Annotated in this window: 18 protein-coding genes; 5 read left to right on the top strand and 13 right to left on the bottom strand. The window is 32.8% G+C overall.

All coding sequences use genetic code 11. From position 1 onward, the window contains the following. Window positions 1–303: 303 nt before the first annotated feature. The 11 genes from CUC15_RS20610 to CUC15_RS05690 all read right to left on the bottom strand — a co-directional run bounded on the left by CUC15_RS20610 (window position 304) and on the right by CUC15_RS05690 (window position 13,717). Entirely contained in the window at window positions 304–438 is a 135-nt protein-coding gene (locus tag CUC15_RS20610; RefSeq protein WP_278309201.1) for a hypothetical protein, read from the bottom strand. 271 nt (window positions 439–709) lie between these two features. Then, complete coding sequence (locus tag CUC15_RS05725; protein ID WP_114915738.1) at window positions 710–1,150, bottom strand: hypothetical protein; 441 nt, start codon at window positions 1,148–1,150, stop codon at window positions 710–712. Window positions 1,151–1,190: 40 nt separating this feature from the next. Continuing rightward, complete coding sequence (locus CUC15_RS20030) at window positions 1,191–1,364, bottom strand: hypothetical protein (RefSeq protein WP_162800274.1); 174 nt, start codon at window positions 1,362–1,364, stop codon at window positions 1,191–1,193. Window positions 1,365–1,465: 101 nt separating this feature from the next. Beyond that, a complete protein-coding gene (locus CUC15_RS20390) occupies window positions 1,466–3,331 on the bottom strand; it encodes a lysozyme inhibitor LprI family protein (protein ID WP_114915737.1) in 1,866 nt (621 codons plus the stop codon). A gap of 180 nt (window positions 3,332–3,511) precedes the next feature. Further along, window positions 3,512–4,393 (bottom strand): ArdC family protein, encoded by an 882-nt coding sequence (locus CUC15_RS05715; protein ID WP_242985957.1) that lies wholly within the window; start codon window positions 4,391–4,393, stop codon window positions 3,512–3,514. Between the two features lie 51 nt (window positions 4,394–4,444). Continuing rightward, entirely contained in the window at window positions 4,445–4,870 is a 426-nt protein-coding gene (locus CUC15_RS05710) for a hypothetical protein (protein ID WP_162800273.1), read from the bottom strand. A gap of 25 nt (window positions 4,871–4,895) precedes the next feature. Then, window positions 4,896–5,018, bottom strand: coding sequence for a hypothetical protein (locus CUC15_RS20605; protein WP_278309200.1), 123 nt, complete (start codon window positions 5,016–5,018; stop codon window positions 4,896–4,898). 269 nt (window positions 5,019–5,287) lie between these two features. Continuing rightward, on the bottom strand, window positions 5,288–8,416 hold the full coding sequence (locus tag CUC15_RS05705; protein WP_114915734.1) for a type I restriction endonuclease subunit R: 3,129 nt from the start codon (window positions 8,414–8,416) through the stop codon (window positions 5,288–5,290). An 18-nt stretch (window positions 8,417–8,434) separates the two neighbouring features. After that, entirely contained in the window at window positions 8,435–9,673 is a 1,239-nt protein-coding gene (locus CUC15_RS05700; protein ID WP_114915733.1) for a restriction endonuclease subunit S, read from the bottom strand. Then, window positions 9,663–12,434 carry a type I restriction-modification system subunit M gene (locus CUC15_RS05695; protein WP_114915732.1) on the bottom strand — a complete coding sequence of 924 codons (2,772 nt, stop codon included), beginning with the start codon at window positions 12,432–12,434 and terminating at the stop codon, window positions 9,663–9,665. The genes CUC15_RS05700 and CUC15_RS05695 overlap by 11 nt, the downstream gene beginning before the upstream one ends. 707 nt (window positions 12,435–13,141) lie before the next feature. Next, window positions 13,142–13,717: a hypothetical protein gene (locus tag CUC15_RS05690; protein WP_114915731.1), complete on the bottom strand. Its 576-nt coding sequence runs from the start codon at window positions 13,715–13,717 to the stop codon at window positions 13,142–13,144. Between the two features lie 486 nt (window positions 13,718–14,203). Here CUC15_RS05690 and CUC15_RS05685 point away from each other — a divergent pair, with 486 nt between their 5' ends. From CUC15_RS05685 to CUC15_RS05665, 5 genes are all read left to right on the top strand, one after another. Continuing rightward, window positions 14,204–14,968, top strand: coding sequence for a rolling circle replication-associated protein (locus CUC15_RS05685; RefSeq protein WP_114915730.1), 765 nt, complete (start codon window positions 14,204–14,206; stop codon window positions 14,966–14,968). Further along, on the top strand, window positions 14,949–15,149 hold the full coding sequence (locus CUC15_RS05680) for a helix-turn-helix domain-containing protein (protein ID WP_114915729.1): 201 nt from the start codon (window positions 14,949–14,951) through the stop codon (window positions 15,147–15,149). The genes CUC15_RS05685 and CUC15_RS05680 overlap by 20 nt, the downstream gene beginning before the upstream one ends. Beyond that, window positions 15,139–15,795 carry a hypothetical protein gene (locus CUC15_RS05675; protein ID WP_114915728.1) on the top strand — a complete coding sequence of 219 codons (657 nt, stop codon included), beginning with the start codon at window positions 15,139–15,141 and terminating at the stop codon, window positions 15,793–15,795. The genes CUC15_RS05680 and CUC15_RS05675 overlap by 11 nt, the downstream gene beginning before the upstream one ends. A 1,290-nt stretch (window positions 15,796–17,085) precedes the next feature. Beyond that, window positions 17,086–17,901 (top strand): hypothetical protein, encoded by an 816-nt coding sequence (locus CUC15_RS05670; protein ID WP_114915727.1) that lies wholly within the window; start codon window positions 17,086–17,088, stop codon window positions 17,899–17,901. Between the two features lie 4 nt (window positions 17,902–17,905). Next, window positions 17,906–18,616, top strand: a complete 711-nt coding sequence (locus tag CUC15_RS05665; protein WP_114915726.1) for a hypothetical protein — start codon at window positions 17,906–17,908, stop codon at window positions 18,614–18,616. Window positions 18,617–18,895: 279 nt separating this feature from the next. On the opposite strand, the gene CUC15_RS05660 is transcribed toward CUC15_RS05665, so the two are convergent. Beyond that, on the bottom strand, window positions 18,896–19,705 hold the full coding sequence (locus CUC15_RS05660; RefSeq protein ID WP_162800272.1) for a hypothetical protein: 810 nt from the start codon (window positions 19,703–19,705) through the stop codon (window positions 18,896–18,898). Further along, window positions 19,632–19,988, bottom strand: coding sequence for a hypothetical protein (locus tag CUC15_RS05655; RefSeq protein WP_114915724.1), 357 nt, complete (start codon window positions 19,986–19,988; stop codon window positions 19,632–19,634). Before CUC15_RS05655 ends, CUC15_RS05660 begins: the two co-directional genes overlap by 74 nt. Window positions 19,989–20,028: the final 40 nt, after the last annotated feature.

The raw sequence follows: 20,028 nt of genomic DNA, 5'->3' as shown, positions 1-20,028 counted from the left end.
TAATACAATTATAACATCCGCACAAATCTTATTGTATTTTATTATTGATTGAATAAGCAGTTTCCTCGCAATATTAAGATTGATTTCTTAGAAATTACATTCTAATACTAATACTTTCACTTTAAGGTTAGATTATATATGAATTTCCCTATAACTTTTATGGTGGGGTCGAAGGTCTTCTTAATGATTGAAGGACACGGGCCCTTTTGGCTCATGTCCTTCTAGTTGTTAATATTAAGAAATTGATTTTAGCCGCTCCCTTCTCTTGGGAGCAGCTATTTTTCTTACATATAGATATATCCATTAGTTTTTGCTTAGTCTTTCCAAAGCTTTCCCATTGGCTTTAACTACTTTTGCAAAACTAGCTTTAATTTTCTCTTTACGTTCTTCTTTTGGATTTATAACGATTGCGTTCTTCTCTTCATTATTCTTTTCCATCGAGATAGCCCCTCCTAGCAACAGTTAATATTCTAAAATAACTTCCTTATAACAATCCACTCACCATCAATCACTTGAATCCAATTTCTTTTAATAAGGTCATCTATCACACTTTGCATTTCAGTTTCTGAATGACCTAACCGCATTACAAGTTCATCTAAAGAAGTAGATTGACCCCTTTTATTGTGATGTTGAATAAGAGTGATTGTTTTACCGTTCGAAATCTGTTAAAGAAGATATATTACCTATCCTTATTCACCTCATTCAACCGTTACTCATTTTCCCGGTCTACAACATATGCTTCTTCAAAAATAAAACCGAATCCATTCTCTTCATAAGAATACCAAACTTCATACAAAGTATCTTCATATAGATACATTACTTCATAAGCCTTTAACTCTTCTGGTTCAAGCTTTACACCGTGGGCTGGTAGAACATCATTCGAATAGTTAGTAACTTGAAATGGCTCTGGAATTTTACTAACATCCACATCTAAATGTTCGGCTAAAGCCGTTGTTGTAGCGGAAATTGCTTTTCCTTTCCACTCACTATTGTAACTTACAAAAGCATAAATATTTATTGCTATTGAACCAAATACTATAAGTAAGATGAATACTTTCCAAAAAATGTCCCTAAAGACCTCTTCTCCACTTCTCTTTTTAGTTTCCATTCGAGTTTTAGGCGCTACAATCTCCTTCTCAACTTTATCCAACTAAGCCTTCCCCCTTGCTTACAGCAGGCAATTTAAGTTATTAATCATAACTGCCATCAAAGTAGTCGTCAATATCTTCACGCCGAGTGAGGGGGTCTAGGTCCTCTTCCTCGATAAATACACCACAAAAATCATTATCATTTAGGCATTGTCTAATACCTTCGTCGATCCATTTTGTGCGAGAGCCACAATAAGGGCAATTTTTATCATACATGTTTATTCCTCCTGATAAGTTATGAATAAACTAATAATCTACCAACTACGATTATTCTTTGCTCAGCGTTGGTTCAAGGAGTAGCATCGAGTGATGAATAATTATTTCATATAATTTTCTACTAATTCATGGCATCTTTCTTGTGTTAGATTTGCTAGTACAGACGCATATTCTACGGGTTCCCACGAAGCCCCTTCAAATTTCAAGGATGATTCATGCGCACTATTATCTCTATATGTTATCCAGCTTAGTTGTTCTTCTTTTAGTTGGTCCATCTCTCCTGCTGGCAGTTGCACCTTTAACTCTCCATAAATTTCGTTCAATAAATCATCCCATATACCATATCTTTCGTTTTCAACCTCTTTCAAAGAAAGTGTCGTGGAATCTGCTGGTTCCAATTCTTCCACTTCTTTTTCAGCATTGTTTAATTTTTCGAGATACGTTTCCTTCAGACTCACTTCAACAGCTTCAGTATTATTAATAGCAGTGTCTTCTTTGTCTGCAGGTACATTGTTTGCCTTTTCTGTTTTTTCCTTAGAAAGTGTTGGTTCAAGGAGTAGAACCTGTATTAAACCTGTCTTATCTTCACTCGAAACAAAATCGGCCATTATATTAGTATCGTACAAGATGTGTAGCGTATCGATATCTGTTACATCGATTTCAAACGCTTCTGGTGGACTACTTGACGTAATTGTGCGTTTCAATATGGGATTCTCTTCTGTTTCCTCATCAGCGTATACATAAAAAATATATTCGCCACCTTTGTCCTTTAATTCTTCCCCTGTAGCAAGCGTGAAGGAGAAGTTTGTATAATCACCAACTGGAATGGACATGTTACCTATTGCGTTTGACATCCCACTGCCGTAACTGGAACAAGGTCCGCTTGATTTAATGGCATTATAAACGGTTTCCCCTTGGTTTACTTTTACACCAGCAAGCGGTGCGGATGAATAACAGCTTCCTTCTATCGAAAAATCAGGCGTAATGGTAACCGGTTCGTTCACAGCTTCACCTGTTCGTAAATCGAGGGAGAATAAAACATCACCAAAAGCAATGTAAACAATTGACCCATCATCGTCTGTAAATACTTGTTCGGTAGTGAACGTTAATTCAATAGGTGTTCGAACACTTCCGAAAAAGGATGTGCTTTCGGTATTGAAACTTCCGTATGTTCTGCTTTGGTTTATTGGGCGATAAAGCATCGGACGATAAGATATATCGGTATCTTCTTGAAACGTGATAAAGCCTGTTAACCGAACAGTTCCGGTTGTGTCATCGATATCCAATGTGTCTAGCATAATATACTTTTCATCGTCTTGGTATTCTTGTTCGATGGAGAAGTATAATTCTTCCAGTGCATACGCAGCATCAAGTACTATCGTTTCTTCCGTTGGTTCCACTTCGATGGTTTTCATCCCTTCTTCTGTCCACTCAAAGGTTTCGAACACATAATCGATTCGTGCAAGGTTTCCTGCCATGGCTTCATAGGTTTTAAATACTTTTACTTCGCCTGCTTCTGTTGCACGGTGTTCGACTAAGTAAGATGGATCGGTTGTATCGACAATTTCACTGGTTCCATCATCAAAGATAAGGCGAACCATCAGGGCTGATCTATCCGAAAGCACTGCATCCCCTTCGTACTGGAATGCGAAGTAAAATCCGTCCACATCTGACATATCACCTAAATACGTCACTTTACCATGTTCATTTTCTTCTAGTACAACGCTTCGGTCTGTAATTTCTCTTGGTTCTATAGCAGCATAGCCATAGTCTTCTTCGTTTTCTTCCTCCACTATTTCTTCTTCATATTCTTCCTCAAGCTCTTCTGCAACACCATCAGCAAGGACGCTTTCCTCTTCCATCGCTTCATCTACTACTTCTAGCTCCGTCTCTTTTGGTTCTTCATTCGAGCATGCAACGATTCCAAGCGTTAAAAAAACAACTATAAACATCCGATATATTCTCATTTCTTTCTCCTTTTTTCTTTAATTTGTACTGTCTCTGCCCCTGTAATTACTCTAAACAATCAAAGTAGCCATACATTTTTCCCCCTTAGAAATTGAAGTATTTATAATTTATTAATTTTTCAATTAATTATATATCAATAAATCTCCAATGTATAGATATAATTTACTAGAACAAATATACTAGGCGGTTGCTTCTTCCCTCTGTTCCTCTTCAAATGCAATACCTGTCATATAATCCACTGCTTTTTGTGCCTGCGAAGCTGCTGAAAAGATGAATCGCTTATCCCCTTTTAACTTGGATAACCATCCGTTAATATAAGCTGCACTGTTGTCTATCGTTGAATTATCAATGCCAGCCATTGCACTTAACATACAAGAACCCATTTCTGCGATCAATTCTTCCTTTGAATATGAGTCTGTTCCAAAGAAAGAGGATATTTGAATGATACCTTCCCGATTCAAACGAGAATCATGGCCAGTCGAATGTACAAGTTCATGAAACAACGTAGAATAATACTCTTCTGCAGAATGGAAATTTTCTACTGGTGGCATATTTAAAATATCCAAAGCGGGAATATAGTAGGCTCCGCCAGGACCATTCTTTATCTTTGGGATGTCTTCATATCTACTAATCAATTCTTCTGCCTTCTCTATTGGATTGAAGTCCAAAATGTCATCATCATTGAATTTGCTTTTCAGTCCCGTACATTGCGTATTAATGTCCCAAACCCGAGAGTAGAAAGGTTTTGCCCGCTTCTGATAGGTCGCTTCATCATCTGGGATATCTTCCTGACCTTCTTCCTTTATCTTGTACCAGTGCCAATAAACAATGATATGGCCATTCTTTAGTTGATCCCGGTTGATTCTTCCGCCAGCTTTAATGATTTGTTTTTTTGACGCATATTCCCCAGGTTCTAAGAGAAGTGCATTAATACCACGATAGGGTTTCTTGACCGACCATCTGGTAGCACCCCCTCTTCCGTTCCATGGTTTTTTCCATGGGACTACTCCACTTTCCAGTTTTTCTATTATCCTTTTCGTTACAATTTCACATACATCCATGGTTATCTCTCCTTTAAAAAGTCATAAAAAAAAGAGGAGAAAAGTCTCCCCTCAGTTTGGAATGCTCCCGCTTTTCTTTAATTGTTCAATAATAAGTTCTTCACTTCTCTTCGTTTCCTTTGGCTCTGGTGATTCTCTTTCGTAGCCACCTTCTAAAGTCCAACCCTGCTTAAAATTGCAAATATGTTCTACAAAGTCACAGCCAATATTGGAACCATCATCGCCAACCCACACTATGGTTTCATACGAGATGCCACCTTGTATAAAGGGTTCCCCCGGACTATCTGGATCGCCTTCAAATAAAGCAAACACTTCAGTCTTAGTCATTCCATTTTGAATTTCAGAATATATACGTTCGTAGTCTTCACCCTTATACCCGATAACTGGTTCGTAACTATCTTCTTTCTCATTGCAAGCTGTGAGCAACACAAACAATAATAATAAATAAACCAATAATAATTTTCTAATTTCTCCCATCCCCCAAATCACTGTCAGCAAATAACTACTCTTGTTCATCAGTTGGTTTAATTACATCTATCTCTTTCTTCTTATTTATTATGTCAGTACTTAATTCGTTTGCATTTTTGTTAAACTCCAATAATGACCCACTTGGACTGATTGCCATACCTATATATTCTTCATGAAGCAAGTAAAATTCCAATACCTTGTCATAATAGTTTTTGTATTCTTCTGGGAGCTGATTTTTACATAGAACTTTAATCTGTTATCTCTTACTTGAATACTGGTTACTTCTATAGTGAAAGTTTCTCAACTTATTGAAGTTAGATAAACGTTACAAACAGTTTTCTTGCATTCTTATAGTGGCTAGTTCAATGTTTCATTTTATCTCAACTATTTTAAAAACAATATTATCTAAAATTCGCAATTAAAGTATCAATCAATATCGAATCCGCCTTCAAGAATAAACTTGCGAATTAAAGCATCTGTCTGCTGATTAATTTCAAATGATTTAAATTTCTTACCGTACATCACTTCCAACCATTCTCTTGCTTTCTTTTTATCAACGGATGAAAGTAAACTAGCAAAACGGCCATACTCATTTAGATTATTTTCAGTAACTTTGAGATTCATAAGTTTTCTTAATGCTGCTTCGTCTAGTCCAAATGCATTAGCAAGATGGTGAATACGGTCATTTTCCGTATTTGCTTGGTATTCATTGATATAATCAATAAAGGTCTTAGTAGAATCTACTACCAAATCTCCGTTTTGCAAATCATGAATAACCATATTAGCATATTTTTGTTGCTCCTCGGTCAAAGATGCAAAGTATTTATGTAGATCATTTAACGCATTTTCTATCTCTTGCTGGCTTGCTTTACTACTTGTTAACTTTAGGAATTTGTTAAAACGAGAAGCCAAATACTCATGATCTATTCGTCCAGTATCTTTCTCAATAATTGTATAATCAACTTCAAATGGAACATCTTCATCATTTGTTCCACCACTACCTCTCGTTAACTCTTTATAACGAAGAAGAAGAATATTGTAAGTTTGTTTATCACATTTAACTTCAATTGTTTCTTCTGGGTCACCATTTTCGATAACACAGTTATATTTAATCTTTTCCCAACAAAAACCCTGAATTTGTGCTGCCTCTAAATAGTCATTAAAAGTTCTAAATAAATTTGCGAATTTCCCTTTAGCAGCATCATCACTAGGAAGTTGCTCAAAGTTGTCAATTCTCTCATCTGAAAATACTGCTGAAATATCATCAAATAATTGGTTTAATTTTGTTAGATTCCTACCTAGCTTATCAACGAATAATCCAAGTTTTTTATCACCAGAATAAACCTTCACAGCATCTTCAATATTACGTTCCATTGTATTAACTAAGCGATAATAGCGGATTGTACCAAACGGTTTTTCTTTGCCAAATAAACGATTAGTACGAGAAAATGCTTGGATTATATTTGCAAACTCCATAACCTTATCAAGATAAAGTGTGTTAATCCATTTGGAATCAAATCCCGTAAGAAGCTGATTCACGACTATCACGATATCTAACTGTTTATCTTTTTTGAGATTCGTATATGGTGTTTTATGTGCCAAACGTAACGCCACATCTTTCTTGTACTTTGCATGCTTTGGAATTGTAAACTCTTGACTGAATTGATTATTGTAATCTTGTAGTATTTCAAATAACCCTTCTTCTTTAAAAATAGCATCATCCGGATTATCAAAATTTTTATCAAATAAAGCGGTAACTTTTAATCCAATTTTATTTCCCTTAAGCAATCGGTAATATTCTATCGCTTCACCAATACTACTTGTTGCTAATATTGCATGAAATTTACTATTTCTGCTCAATGTAATCCAATTATTTAAAATATCTTTAACAACTGTTAGTCGATGAGAATCATCATCAAACTGAGTATTTGGAATATAATCTTCTATTCCCATTACATATTTATTTTTAGATGAATTGAAATACCCTGCCATTGGTATTTGTTTACTGTCCATATACTTATAATATATTTTTGATTTTAAAGGATCATCAATCGCTTCTTCTTCATTAACTGCTTTTGCTTTCGATAGAGCGACTTCCTTTCTCATTTTATTATCATTGAAAGTTGAAACCTTATATAAATCAAAAGCTAAAACATTTCCATCACGAATCCCATCAGAAATACTGTAACGATGCAACTCGTTACCAAATACCATTGCAGTAGTGCTTGATTTAATTTCGTTTTCATCTTGAATTGGTGTACCAGTAAAACCGAAAAATATTGCATCTGGGAAAGTTTTCTTAATTGTAATCAACATTTCTCCGAAAGTTGAACGATGAGCTTCATCCACAATGAATACGATACGCTTGGATTGAATCGAGTCAATATCTGACTGTTTAGCACCATCTTCTTTAATATTGGACATCTTTTGAATTGAAGTTACAATCAAAGTATCCGAAGATAAATCACTCTTTAACTTAGTAATCAATACTCTAGTAGATTCAGTACCCTGAACATCATCTTCATTATCCGCAAAACCTCTAAACTCTCCTAAAGATTGTGTGCTTAGCTCAATTCTATCCATCAAAAATACGACTTTGTCAGCATCACCTGAAGATGCAATTAGTTGTGCTGACTTGAAACTTGTCATTGTTTTACCAGACCCAGTTGTATGCCAGACATAACCACCTCGAGCATCCTTCCCATGCCAATTCATTTGAGCAACCCTATCGGATATCTCGTTAGCTGCAAAATACTGATAGCTTCTCATAGCCTTGAGAACATTGTCAGACGTATCTGGTATTGTATAGTAACCAACTAACTGATGTGCCATTGGAATCGACAGTAAAGTATCTGCTATATCTTTCCAATTGTTAATTGGTTCATTATCAAAATCTGCCCAATGAAAGTAGTAATCAGGATTAAATTTCTCCTCCTCATCAGGATTAGCAAAGTACAACGTTTCATCTGGGGTCATAGCTACAAAAACCTGAATTAAAGAAAAAATTCCTGAAAATACACTTTCATGTGAATATTTCTGAATTTGATTTATCGCTTTACTAACTGGAACTCCAGAACGTTTTAGTTCAACATGTATAACTGGCATTCCATTAATCAACAGCATGACATCGCCTCTTCTGTCACTTAACAAAGACGACTTTTTAGAAAACCTAGGTTGTCTTGCTATTTGGTAGAAGCTACTTCCTGCAGCTATTTCCTTTCGATCATAAATTTTTAAACTAACTTCCTTTCCAAAATGAAGTAAATCATTCTTATTTTCTCGTTTAATAGTCACGGATTTTCCATTGATAAATAAATTTTTCTTCAAAGGCGTTTTTAAGGCATTAATTTGTTCAATAATTTGATTCATCTCACCATTATTTAGCGGTACATTATTTAATCTATCTAGTTCTTTGTTGTTTTCAAACAAAATATTAGCCCAATTTTGAAGTAAATCTGCCTCTGTCGGATTTTCAATTATACCGTCCCAACCCTTCTGACTTACAAGTAAATTAACTAAAGCATCCTCAAACTCTTTCTCATTCTTAAAGACCATGAACTCCCACTCCCTAACCTATACAAGCATTTTTTGAAGCATCGACTTTTTAATTTTTTGTAGTTTATTTAATTGTTCTTGTTGTAGAGAGATAGTGTTATCAAGTTGTTTGAAAAGCATTCCAATTTTTTTTTGTTCTTCTACGGAAGGTGCAACTATATTTAAGTTAGCTATTAATTGCTTATTGAGTCCCCCACGAGTTCCATCTCCAGATGAAAGCTTCCGAAGTTCTTCATATCTACTTTCTAAATTTTGTAATACAAATTCTGAATCTAAATTTGAATGAACTTCAATAGCAGCAATTGATTGATTAGTTGTAAGTGGAATTTCATTAATAGCAACAGTTCCTCGTGTCTTTCCTTGCCCTGCCAAGGCTATCAATATAGATTTTTCCTTAATCCATCTTGCACTAGAATTTTCCAATCCTGTTTTAGAAATTTGATTATCAGTATTGAACAGTCTTTTTTTGTTAACTTCACCAGAAGACATCCAAGGAATTTCTTTTGGAAACCAGTATTCAGAAATATCCGTTTTAGGGGTCCCTCCTGCTTTAATATCAGAGTGTTCTCCTAACTTAAGCTGTTTCCAATCATCAGTAAATCCATTAAAGCGGATTTCAGGCACCATTTTTCCATTTTGCGGCAACAATTTTTGAAGCATTGCGTTTTTATAGTTAATTAACTTTTCATGCTTACACTTATAAAGAGCGATAGCATTGTCTAGCTGTTTGAAGAAGTTACCAATTTTTATTTGCTCTTCTTTTTCTGGCATCAAAATTGAAAAGCTGGCATATTCTTGTGCGTTTATACCAGGTTGACCAGATCTCTGAGAAGTTATTTTTACAAAATTATTATAATTTGAGGTTAGTGTATTTTGAAAAACAAATTGCGAATCATATTCAGGTTTCACTCTTGCACGAATAAGAAAGCCTGCATAATATACCTTGCCGTCATGAGCATCATATAAATAGGTTTTTCCTACACTTGCACCAGTACGTGCAAATAGGATATCTCCTTCTTCAAGTAAATAATTATCTGCTATTGATAAATCCGTATCTGGCGAAGTTACCTCATCCATTAAAAATTTATGGCTGTTGTCATCAATATCGGTAATTCGAATGTATTTGTTTTCACCATCATATTCAGTCGCACTAGCATTCAGTCCATACTCAAAGTTTTCAGAGATATCCCCTAATTTACGCTGTTTCCATTCATTAGTGAACCCATCAAAGTGAATTTCAGGTTTATTACTTGTCATATTTATCACCTATCAGTAGTTTTTTGAACCTTCTAATTCCTTTCATATCAAACTCACTACCAGTTAATTCATCAAGAAGATTTCCTAATTTTTTTGTAGAGTTTTCAATCTCATCCGAAACTTCAATAAAAGTCTTATCATACTTTTGCTGAAGTAATAACACTTTTTTGGCTATTTCTTTAATTAAAATATCTGGAAGTTTCCGGATAGATCTTGTTAATGGATCGATCCATTTTAATTTAAGTAGTTCGTTTGCTTGTTCATCTGAAAGGTTTTCAATAGTAATTTTAGTTAGCTCATGAAGTTCAGCTTTATTTTCCTTGATTTCCTTTTTAAGATCTTTTTCTTCTTCAAGTAACATCACTACAGAAGACAATTTTGAAGCAAAAGATCCTTCTTGAAATTTATAACTTTTTTGAATTGATGAAACATATTTCATAACATCTTTCTTGTTGTATGTTCCACTACCATTAATAGGTATTGCACTCCAATTAACTTCAGGGTGATTTGATACAAATTCAATTTTCTCTTTCTTACTTCCTTTAGAATCTAAAAGAACCAAATACTCTCTCATTGTAATTAATTCTGATGTCTCTATATCCTTATAAAATTCACTTAGCTCACTATTAACGTCTTTTAATACAAATTTGTCGTTAGAATCGTTCAAAACGTCAAATTCACCCTCAGCTTCAGAAAGAGTACTAATAATTTCATCCAGTGATTCTTGAACTTCTGAAAGTCGATTCACTAAGTTACTCATTTGTACTTCCTTAGCTTTAAGTATGGTCGATTGAACAAGATCAAACGGAATAATTCGTCCCAACCATCCATCTTGAACAATGGTATCTTTTCCATTAACCTTTTTCGTAATCATATTAGGGTCAACTATTCGAACAGAGTCAAAAGATTCTTTCTGTAATATTTCAATGTCTCCGGAGATATCTTTCCAGGAATCATTAAGAATTTGAAATGCATCATATCTATCAATTAGCTTAATACTATTCAATCTAGAAAAGATATCCATGGTTAAAATTTCTTCTTTATTGGCAAGCTTTACTTCAGCTACATTTTCAATCAATTGATTGTATAAATAAGAATCAAAATTTCTAAAAGCACTCTCATATTCACCTTTAAAATTGATGATATCATCATTTGATTTAAGAAGGGAGCTTGTATTTCCAGATTTTAACTTCACATAATCACGATTAATTTCATCGAATAATTCATCATAAAGTCTCGGGAATGCCTCCCAAATATCTTTATAATCTTCTAATTCATTTTTCGGTATTCCACCGTACATAGTTGCATAGATATCCCATTTTTCTGCTTCCTCATTAGACTCAACATAACGAGGAATATTTAAGTTGTATTCATTATCTTTAATATCTTGCAACGTTGCTATATGAGAAAATTTTTCAACTTTCTTACGTTGAATTACAGCATCAACTATTCTCTTAATATCAGAAGCTTGTAGAACATTTTTATTTCCGGCTTTTTTAAAGCCTTTTGAAGCATCAACAAATAAAACATCTGTATTATCTCTATGTTTTTTAAGAACTAAAATGATTGTAGGAATCCCAGTACCAAAGAAAATATTTGCTGGTAGTCCTATAATTGCATCAATCTTATTCTTCTCAATCAAATTTTTACGAATTGTACCTTCTTCACCACCACGGAATAGTACACCATGCGGTAATACAATTGTCATGATGCCATCTGGTTTTAAATGATATAAATCATGAAGGAGAAAAGCATAGTCAGCCTTACTTTTAGGTGCAAGTCCGTATTCTGCATACCTTGGGTCTATATCTTTATTTGCAGGATCCCATTTTTGACTATACGGTGGATTAGATACAACAGCATCAACAAATAAAGGATTATAGGTTGATACTTTATCGTTATCATCAAACCAAGGCCAATCTTCCTCAAGAGTATCACCATTTCGTGTAACAATGTTATCTGGTAAAATACCACGCATTATTAAATTCATGCGAGTCAAATTATAAGTACTTTCAATTAGCTCCTGTGCATAATATTTAATTTTATTTGTATCTTCAATATGCTTTCCAACAGATTGACCAATATTGATAAGTAATGAACCTGAACCACTTGTTGGATCGTAGATATTGATTGTTTCTTTATCTTTTAAATGTGCAGCAACCAATTCAGCCATTATTACAGAAACCTCGTGAGGAGTATAAAATTCCCCCGCTTTTTTCCCTGCACTAGAGGCAAATTGCCCTATCAAATATTCATAAATAAATCCTAATACGTCATAGTCACGTTGATTACTAGTTGGAACATCATTGATAATTTCTATGAGATTTTTTATCGCTTTTGTACGACTAACTGATGTTTCTCCAAGTTTTGAAATACCTTGTTCAAGTGTCTTAAAAATATCTGAGAAAACATTTTTATGTGAATGGTAGATATTTCTCGAAAAAGCAGATAGTGCAGTTACTACATTATCAACTGAAAAATCATTGCCTATTTCTATCCAATTAGAAAATAAGTTTTTGGGTTCAATAAAAAAACCAATATTTCTTTTAATCCAATCAACTTCTTCTTCATTTTCTTCTCTTAATTCTTCGATATCAGATTGTTCATATCCATTTTGAATTAAGAATTTATACTCTTTATCTGAAAGAAATTTATAAAAAATAAAGCCTAAAATATAATCTTTATACTCTCCCGCTTCCATCTTTCCACGTAAATTATTTGCGGACTCCCAAATTTTAGCTGCCAATTGTTGTTTATTCATATTATTCTCCTAGTTCTAGCGATTTGCGATTAATTGTATTTATTAATTTTAACATTTTTTAACACTTAAATCCTTTAATATTGACCACTAATATAAATATACCAGCTTATCCTTTAATTTCATTCTCAATTTCTCAATTCAAATGTTTGGTTCCACCTAGAATAATTCCTTTAACCACAGGGACGTTTAATATTTTCTTTGCTTTAGCAAACTAAAAAGTCAAGAGTCTCCTCCTTATATCTTTAAAATCGTTCTAATAGTTTTCATATAGATTTAAAAGGTGCCTGCCCTTAAGTACGGTAATAATGTACATAGCGGGGGACAGGCACCTTGGTCAATAAACCATCAAGTGGCATTTAATTTGTAACACTATTATTTCTGTTTACTTTTTTGATGCATGGACAATCAGCGCCAATATACTAGATGTTTACTTCTATTTTATCATAAGACAGTTCATCTTATTGGCATCATAATTGGTAAGTATGATTATGTCCCAATATGTTCATTAAAGTTGTATGCACATTAATTCAACTGAACTGAATTGATATTTTACGTTGAAATTTCTGAGAAAGCAATTTCAATACTACCGTTATTTTACAATCTCTTACATACCTCTATGTAGAGATTATAATTCGTTTCAATATACTTTGCTATCGACATACAAAGTTAGCAGTAAATTTTATACTTCATTTTAAAATGTTGAAAATTCAATTGATTACCTGATGAAATGAATTCTTAATTTCAGAATAAATAACTTCCTTTGCATATGACAAATCACTCAATTCAACCTCAATATTTTCTCCTAGTTCAATAATACTCTTGTCACTTTTTTTAGTATTAAAATATTTTACAGTAACTACAGTATTATTGATAGTATAACCGATATCATTATCTTTTCTATCTAAGGTAGGTGCGTACTTACTCTTATTTGTAGACAATGGCATCCAAGGTGTATCAAAATAATTCCCCGTCCAAAAACATTGACCTTTTTGAATAATCCAGTATTGTTTGTATAACCAGTCTTCGTCAATATTAAATTCCAGAGGCTTTTTGCCATATTTTTTCCTTTCAATATTTCTCTTTTGTGTACGATTGAAAGCGTTATTAATTGTTTTAATTGCCCAATCCCAAAAAGCACATAAATGATGATATCCAGTTGGATCTTTAACGTTTTTCCTAAAAACGAGATTATAAACAGGATGCCAATCATTGCACCCATAACACCATCGCTCAAATTCTCCAGGACTAACTTCAATTAACTTATCTTTTTCTTGACAATACAAGTTCAATATCCCACCTTCATGAATCAAAATATTCTTTTTGAATAATATCTCCAGTAAGGAATTATGTATGTATTAAATTACCTATAATCTGTCATGCAGTAATTCAAGACATAATCCCTTTAACGCATGAAAAGGCATTACACCAAAGTGAAATTTTATAAATTTTTTATTTACTTCTTCATAAAATAATTAGTCATAATCCGATTGAAATTTGTTTTTATAAGCAATAAGCAGGAATAACGAGGAAAAATTAGTATTTTTTTACAAGGGCGTTGTAAATTGTTAAAAATCACCACTAAGTCTTCTAGACTTTCGCACAGACAAACTGAGCTAGTTTGGAGATTTAAAGGAGCTCTAATATAATAAATATATATTCTTGATCACAATAGAACACCTTAATTTACATAGGGTATCAGCTGATACTTATAGCTTGATTAATAGTGATTAATTTGGCGAAACTTTCGACTTATAGGAGGAACATATTACATGTATACAAAAGCAATAATAAGCAACAGATTTATAGAGATTACACAGCAATCCTTGGCGCCCTTATATAGTAAAACGTTGTCAGGAGGTAGAAAATCAACTACAACTGGAATGTCAGAAAACTATAACACCAATAGGAAGATTAGCATTAATCGTGCACGTAGGGATATACGTCGTTTACTTGAATGCAACTTTCCAAGTCAATATGCGTTTGTCACGCTCACATTTGGAAATAAACTAGACTTTGATACGACAAATATAGATATCTGTAACAAGAAGTTTTCTGATTTTAAGAAGAGAATCGTATATTTTCTAAAGAAGAATGAATATCCTGAACTGAAATATATTGGAATTACAGAATTTCAAGACAATAGAGGAGGGGCTGTACATTACCACTTAATCTGTAATCTAACAAAAGTATCCAATGGTAGATTAGCAGATCTTTGGAAATACGGGACGGTTCATAGACAAGAGGTGAAATCAAATCCGCTTGAAAATGAGAAGATTTCAAATTATTTAAAGAAGGGTATATCTGATCCAAGGTTAGCAGGAAAGAAAAAGTATTTACGTTCTAAATCCCTAAAAAAACCTACAAAAGTAGTAATTTCAGATATTGAAAAATTAAAGAGACTACTAGACAGTACCGGAAGTGTAAATCTGAGCTTTGAAACCTATAACTCTCCACTTTATGGAGATATCAACTATCAAACTTATTATACATTAAACCCAAAGGAGATTATGAATTATGCAGAAGAGATTAAGTGATTACCCAGATATCTTAAACGTAGAAGATGTACAAGCCATTTTGGGAATTGGAAGGAAGCAGGCATACGACCTTGTGAATTCTAAATCATTCCACTCACTTAAAATAGGAAAGCGAATTAAAATTTCAAAAGTAGTCCTTGAAGACTGGATAAAAGGATGTGTAATCACCCATGAGGACTAAGTTAGTTCATTGTGGAAAAACAATATGGGTATATGACTGCAGTGCCAGCTATCCTCATAAACATTTAGACTTTGAAAAGAAAGAAAACCAATATGGTTTATTAGATATCAAACGATTAATCTATACTAACTTTATTATGGATCGTACTAATTTAGTGCAAGTAATGATGTTATCAATTAAAAGCTGTAATCTGATTACAATTAAGAATGAGATAAAAAACTTTGTAGAAAGGCTAGAGCGACTTATTAAACAAAAAGTGGATTACCTAGCAATTACTGAATTAAGGCAAAGTGAAAGCGATATTCACTTTCTATTCAACTTTGATATAGGCTATTTGCCTAAAGTAGAAGATATTCCTTGGGCTGGAGATATTTCCGTAACTTTAACTTCTGCATCTAGAATTTTAAAGGATATTACAAAGATATGTAGGAGTGTAAATTATAGTACGGCTTCCTCTACCTCTAATTTTTCATATCTATTCAAGAGCAGATTAAAAAAACCTATAATAAAACTAGATGAAGAAGCAGAGGAATATCTTAAACAGTTTGATATTATCAATCAAGGATTGAACTCAGTAACTAACATTTATGATAAAATTGGTCGCAATACAAAGATATATGAATATTTTTTAGAGACATCACATTAACGATATAGATTTTCTGTTTGCAAGGATATCCATATAATCTTAACTAAACTGTGTAAGTAAGAATTAGTATGACTCTTACTTACACAGTTTTTTTACACTCCTCGTACTATTACTGAGTTTAGGGATGTATTACCACATTTCATTCCCTCTGGTTTGCCAAAGTCAACTTCTTTATGACGATTTTCCTATGTGAATAATACACCCATTTCTACCAATGTTGATTATTTATTGTTACTAAACGTATTGCATTTATTTCTCCTGTTATTCCTATTCTCATTAAAATGCGAACGTGTTGTGAACAATTTGTGACAATATTGACCAAGTGTAGCATTTCCCCAGGTTTTCCCGGTATATAATATATATGAGAGCTTTTTTAAGAAACATGCAAACATCTGTAGATTTCTAAGACACAAGCAGGCTCTTTGAAGGTGAAAAGAAAAAGAACATCAAGAAGTAGTAAGCTCCTTATGAAACCACAAGACATACACCTACTGCCCCACAAATGTAGGAAACACACGAGACACGACGCATGCAAAGGACTACCACGCTAACAGACAGCAGGTGTTTCGTCCGAGGGGAAAGTATGCCCTTTTTTAAACAGCCCTTCCGTAACAAACTTTTAAAGAAGACGCATGTATGTAAGGTATGTATAGATAAGCATTCATACTATAGCCAAGTAAGCATACTGACTCAATACCTCGTGTTCCGCTTGTCCATATTTGCAACATACAAATATAGCCATTAACCACAATATGAGAGGTTTAGCTATGCTCATGTAATAGAGAACGCAGAGAACGCAATTAGGCATCTCCACGTATCTAGTACGCATTCTCTCTCCGTAGGACTGCAACACACCCCTATTGTCATGCTAATGCCACCATCTTATATTATAAATACTTGCGTAAAGGGTTCCTATATCCCCTTTGGGAGGTTAAATGGACAATTCTGTGTGATGTTGCAGATTTGCCTAAGGAAATGTTCGCTTCTGAATAATAAAGCTACAGCGTGCCCCTACGTGACGATTTGGCATATGCAGGTACATATCTATATGTCTTTTGATTCTTTTTCTATTTCGTTTCATTTTAATAGATTAAATAATAACAGTGGATCCTATAAGAATCCTTTACAGATAAAATAAACATTGTTTTTTAATGTTTATTATTTATTAACATAAAATCTTTTAAAATTGAATTGAACTTAAATAAAATTAATTATTAGAATTTTATCCACTTATTGCAATTAATGGTTTATAATAATAAATACGATTGCTCTTAATTAGGAGTGTTAAAAATGAAAGGGATTAAAAATTTCACAGCTAATATAAATATCATTTACTGGATTGTTACAGTGATTTTAGTTGTTACTGCAGCATTTGCTGTTTATTTCTCCCATGAATGGCTTATTAAGCATCCTTTTACTTCAATAACCACTATTATTGCATTATTTGGCTCGATTGTTACCTTAAAAGATATTTCTAATAGGTTTCAAAAATTTCTTTTAAAAGTGAAAGTCATCCTAAAAAATAGTCAAATTTCATTATCCTTTAATTCACATTTTAAAGGGGATGAGATTATTATAAGCAAGTTTGATAAGCTGAAAAAGTTACTCAAATCTTTGGGTAATGATTCTAATATTATTTATGAAAATGTTTATGAACTTTCAATCAGTATAGATGGGGTATTACTACAATGCTCATTTAGAGAATATGATAACGAAGAGATTTATTCTAATAAAGAAAAATATGGAGAAATAATCATTTTTATACCCCAATATCATGCTCCATATGTTGAAGCTACTTGCTTATTAGAAAATAAACTTCTACCTATTGTAACTGAAATTAAGTCTCAAATAGGATATTGTGATGAGCAATATACTTTTGATGTTCACTTTATGAAAAAACATCCCTTTATTGGATTATATGTTAAAGAATTAAGAGGTAAGCATAATGTATCTTTTAATTTGGATTTTATTGAAAAACCTGTTATAGATGGTCTCTCAGTAGAGAGCAGCACTAAAATATCACTAAAAAAATTGTCATTGCACACTAAAAACCTTACAAACTTAGATAGACTTATTAAAAAACACTTATTTTTGTCTGGAGGTTAAGCAATTGGGAAAGACATTTTATTTTATTGAGATGTCAAATTTTGATTTAACAGAAAATGAATTCTTCACTTCACAGCAGTTGACTCTGGATAGTACTAAAAAGGATGCTGATCCTTTAACATATTTAAAAATAGTCGATGCAAACTTTTACAAAGGATATATGAGATTAGAAGGATTACATGAATCTATAGATAAAACACCAAGGAGATTAGCTGGTGATCTTGAGTACCTTACTCAAAGTATTGTGGGTGGTGATAAACCATTCGATTGTTATTTTAATCCTGACAACAATATATTAATAATGAATACATCCAAGCATAACGTTATTGGGCTACAACGCAGGCTTATTAAAAATTTCCCTAAAACCTTTGTACCCCAACAAGGAGAATTGGACTTTAAGTACCTTTTAAATAATTTAAGTAACAGCAGAATAATTGGATCATGGTTTAATAATATACAAGGGAAAGTAAATGCTATAGGACTATTCGGTGAAAGAGTCAACTTAGACGACATTTTCAAGTATTATAATGATTTAGGAAAACTGTCAGCAATCACTGTCGAATGGTTGCTTGAAGATGTAGATCAACCATTAAACATCATGTTTACCAAAAAATTTGGAGTAGTTTTAAATTCAACATGGGATAAGAAAAATGATCTTGATTTTCTCATTAAAATTCAACCTTTATTATTTGAACCAGAAACGTCAATTTTATAAATAATGCAAAGGGAAATTGGATTGTTTAGTGACAATCCAATTTTTAACATCTACACATATACGATGCCTTGGAAAATTTCTTTGGCATTATTAAGTAAGAGTTTCTCTACTTTAACTCTTATTCAACTAAACTGCGAGTTACTTTAAATACATAATTTAACAATCTCTTTAAAGGGAATTACACCCTATTCTGGCACTTATATCGAAAAGGCTTTCCTTACTCATGGAAAGCACACTCTTGTATAAGTGATAATGTTCATAAATTATAAATAGGCTTAATTAATAGTTATAATTATATGCTTCGACCTGCCTAAAGATTCGGTCCCCAAAAATATTAATTAATTCATTAGGCAAATCCAATCTAGCAATTGTTGGACAATGGTTACCCGTATATCTAACTCGCATATTTTTATCAATGAATATTTGAGTAATTCCGGGAGAGTTAAAAAACTTTAGATCTAATGGATTAGAGGCATTAGGATTATGAAAGATAAAAAGCCCATCTTCCAAAAGCTCTGCTGAATTCGGTGTGACAATATTTATTTTAAATGGGATATCTTCATCCATCAAATCATGGTACAGTGTGAGGACTGTATTTTGCGCATAATCCTCTTTCGATGCAATTGTTGCCGACACTTTTCCTATTGTAGTTGTGCTAGAAAATATAATTGCCGAGATGTCTTTGAAAGATTCATTAAAGAATACACCCAACGGTATACTAGATTGAGAATTATTTTTTATTATGGAATCTTTCAAAGTATAACCCAAGTTTTGTTCCTCAAAATATACTCCAAATAATAATGCCAACATTCCATATATATATTCTCTACCATAGTCTACTTGAGCATAGGATGCCATTGCAATTACAAAAGGATCTTCTTTTTTAACCCAATCACATTTTTTATAGTTCTCTTTATATAGTTTTAGTCTATTTGATAGTGCATTAGAATATCTTACAATAGATTCTTTTAATTCATAGTCAAAATTTTCCTGTTCATAGGGCGGAGAAAACATATTAAGATAATTTCGTATATCTCTTGTATTTTCTTCCGCCCCATTTTTTTTTGATATTAGCTGTTGTAGCTTCAATGAGTACCTTTTGGTTGTTTTTATATAAAATAAAATCAGGACGTGATACAGACATATCTATAAAATAATCAAGCTTCTTAAATACAGCATAAAGATATATTTCCCAAAAGCTAGAATGAAATGTAGTTTGAAATTCCTTAATTATTTTATTATCTCTATCCTCAAACCCCTCGGACCAATCTTGAATAACATTTTTATGCTGTGGAAGACTATTTATTATGTTAAATTTACTATGAAGCTTAGAATCTATACCATTTCTATTTACATCAAATAAATCTACCAATTATTTCTCCTCTTTTCAATAATAACTTTATTGCTTGTAG

This window comes from Oceanobacillus zhaokaii (genome assembly GCF_003352005.1).
Taxonomy (GTDB): domain Bacteria; phylum Bacillota; class Bacilli; order Bacillales; family Amphibacillaceae; genus Oceanobacillus; species Oceanobacillus zhaokaii.
Note: the sequence above shows the minus strand (reverse complement) of the source record. Positions and strands in the feature narration are given on the sequence as shown.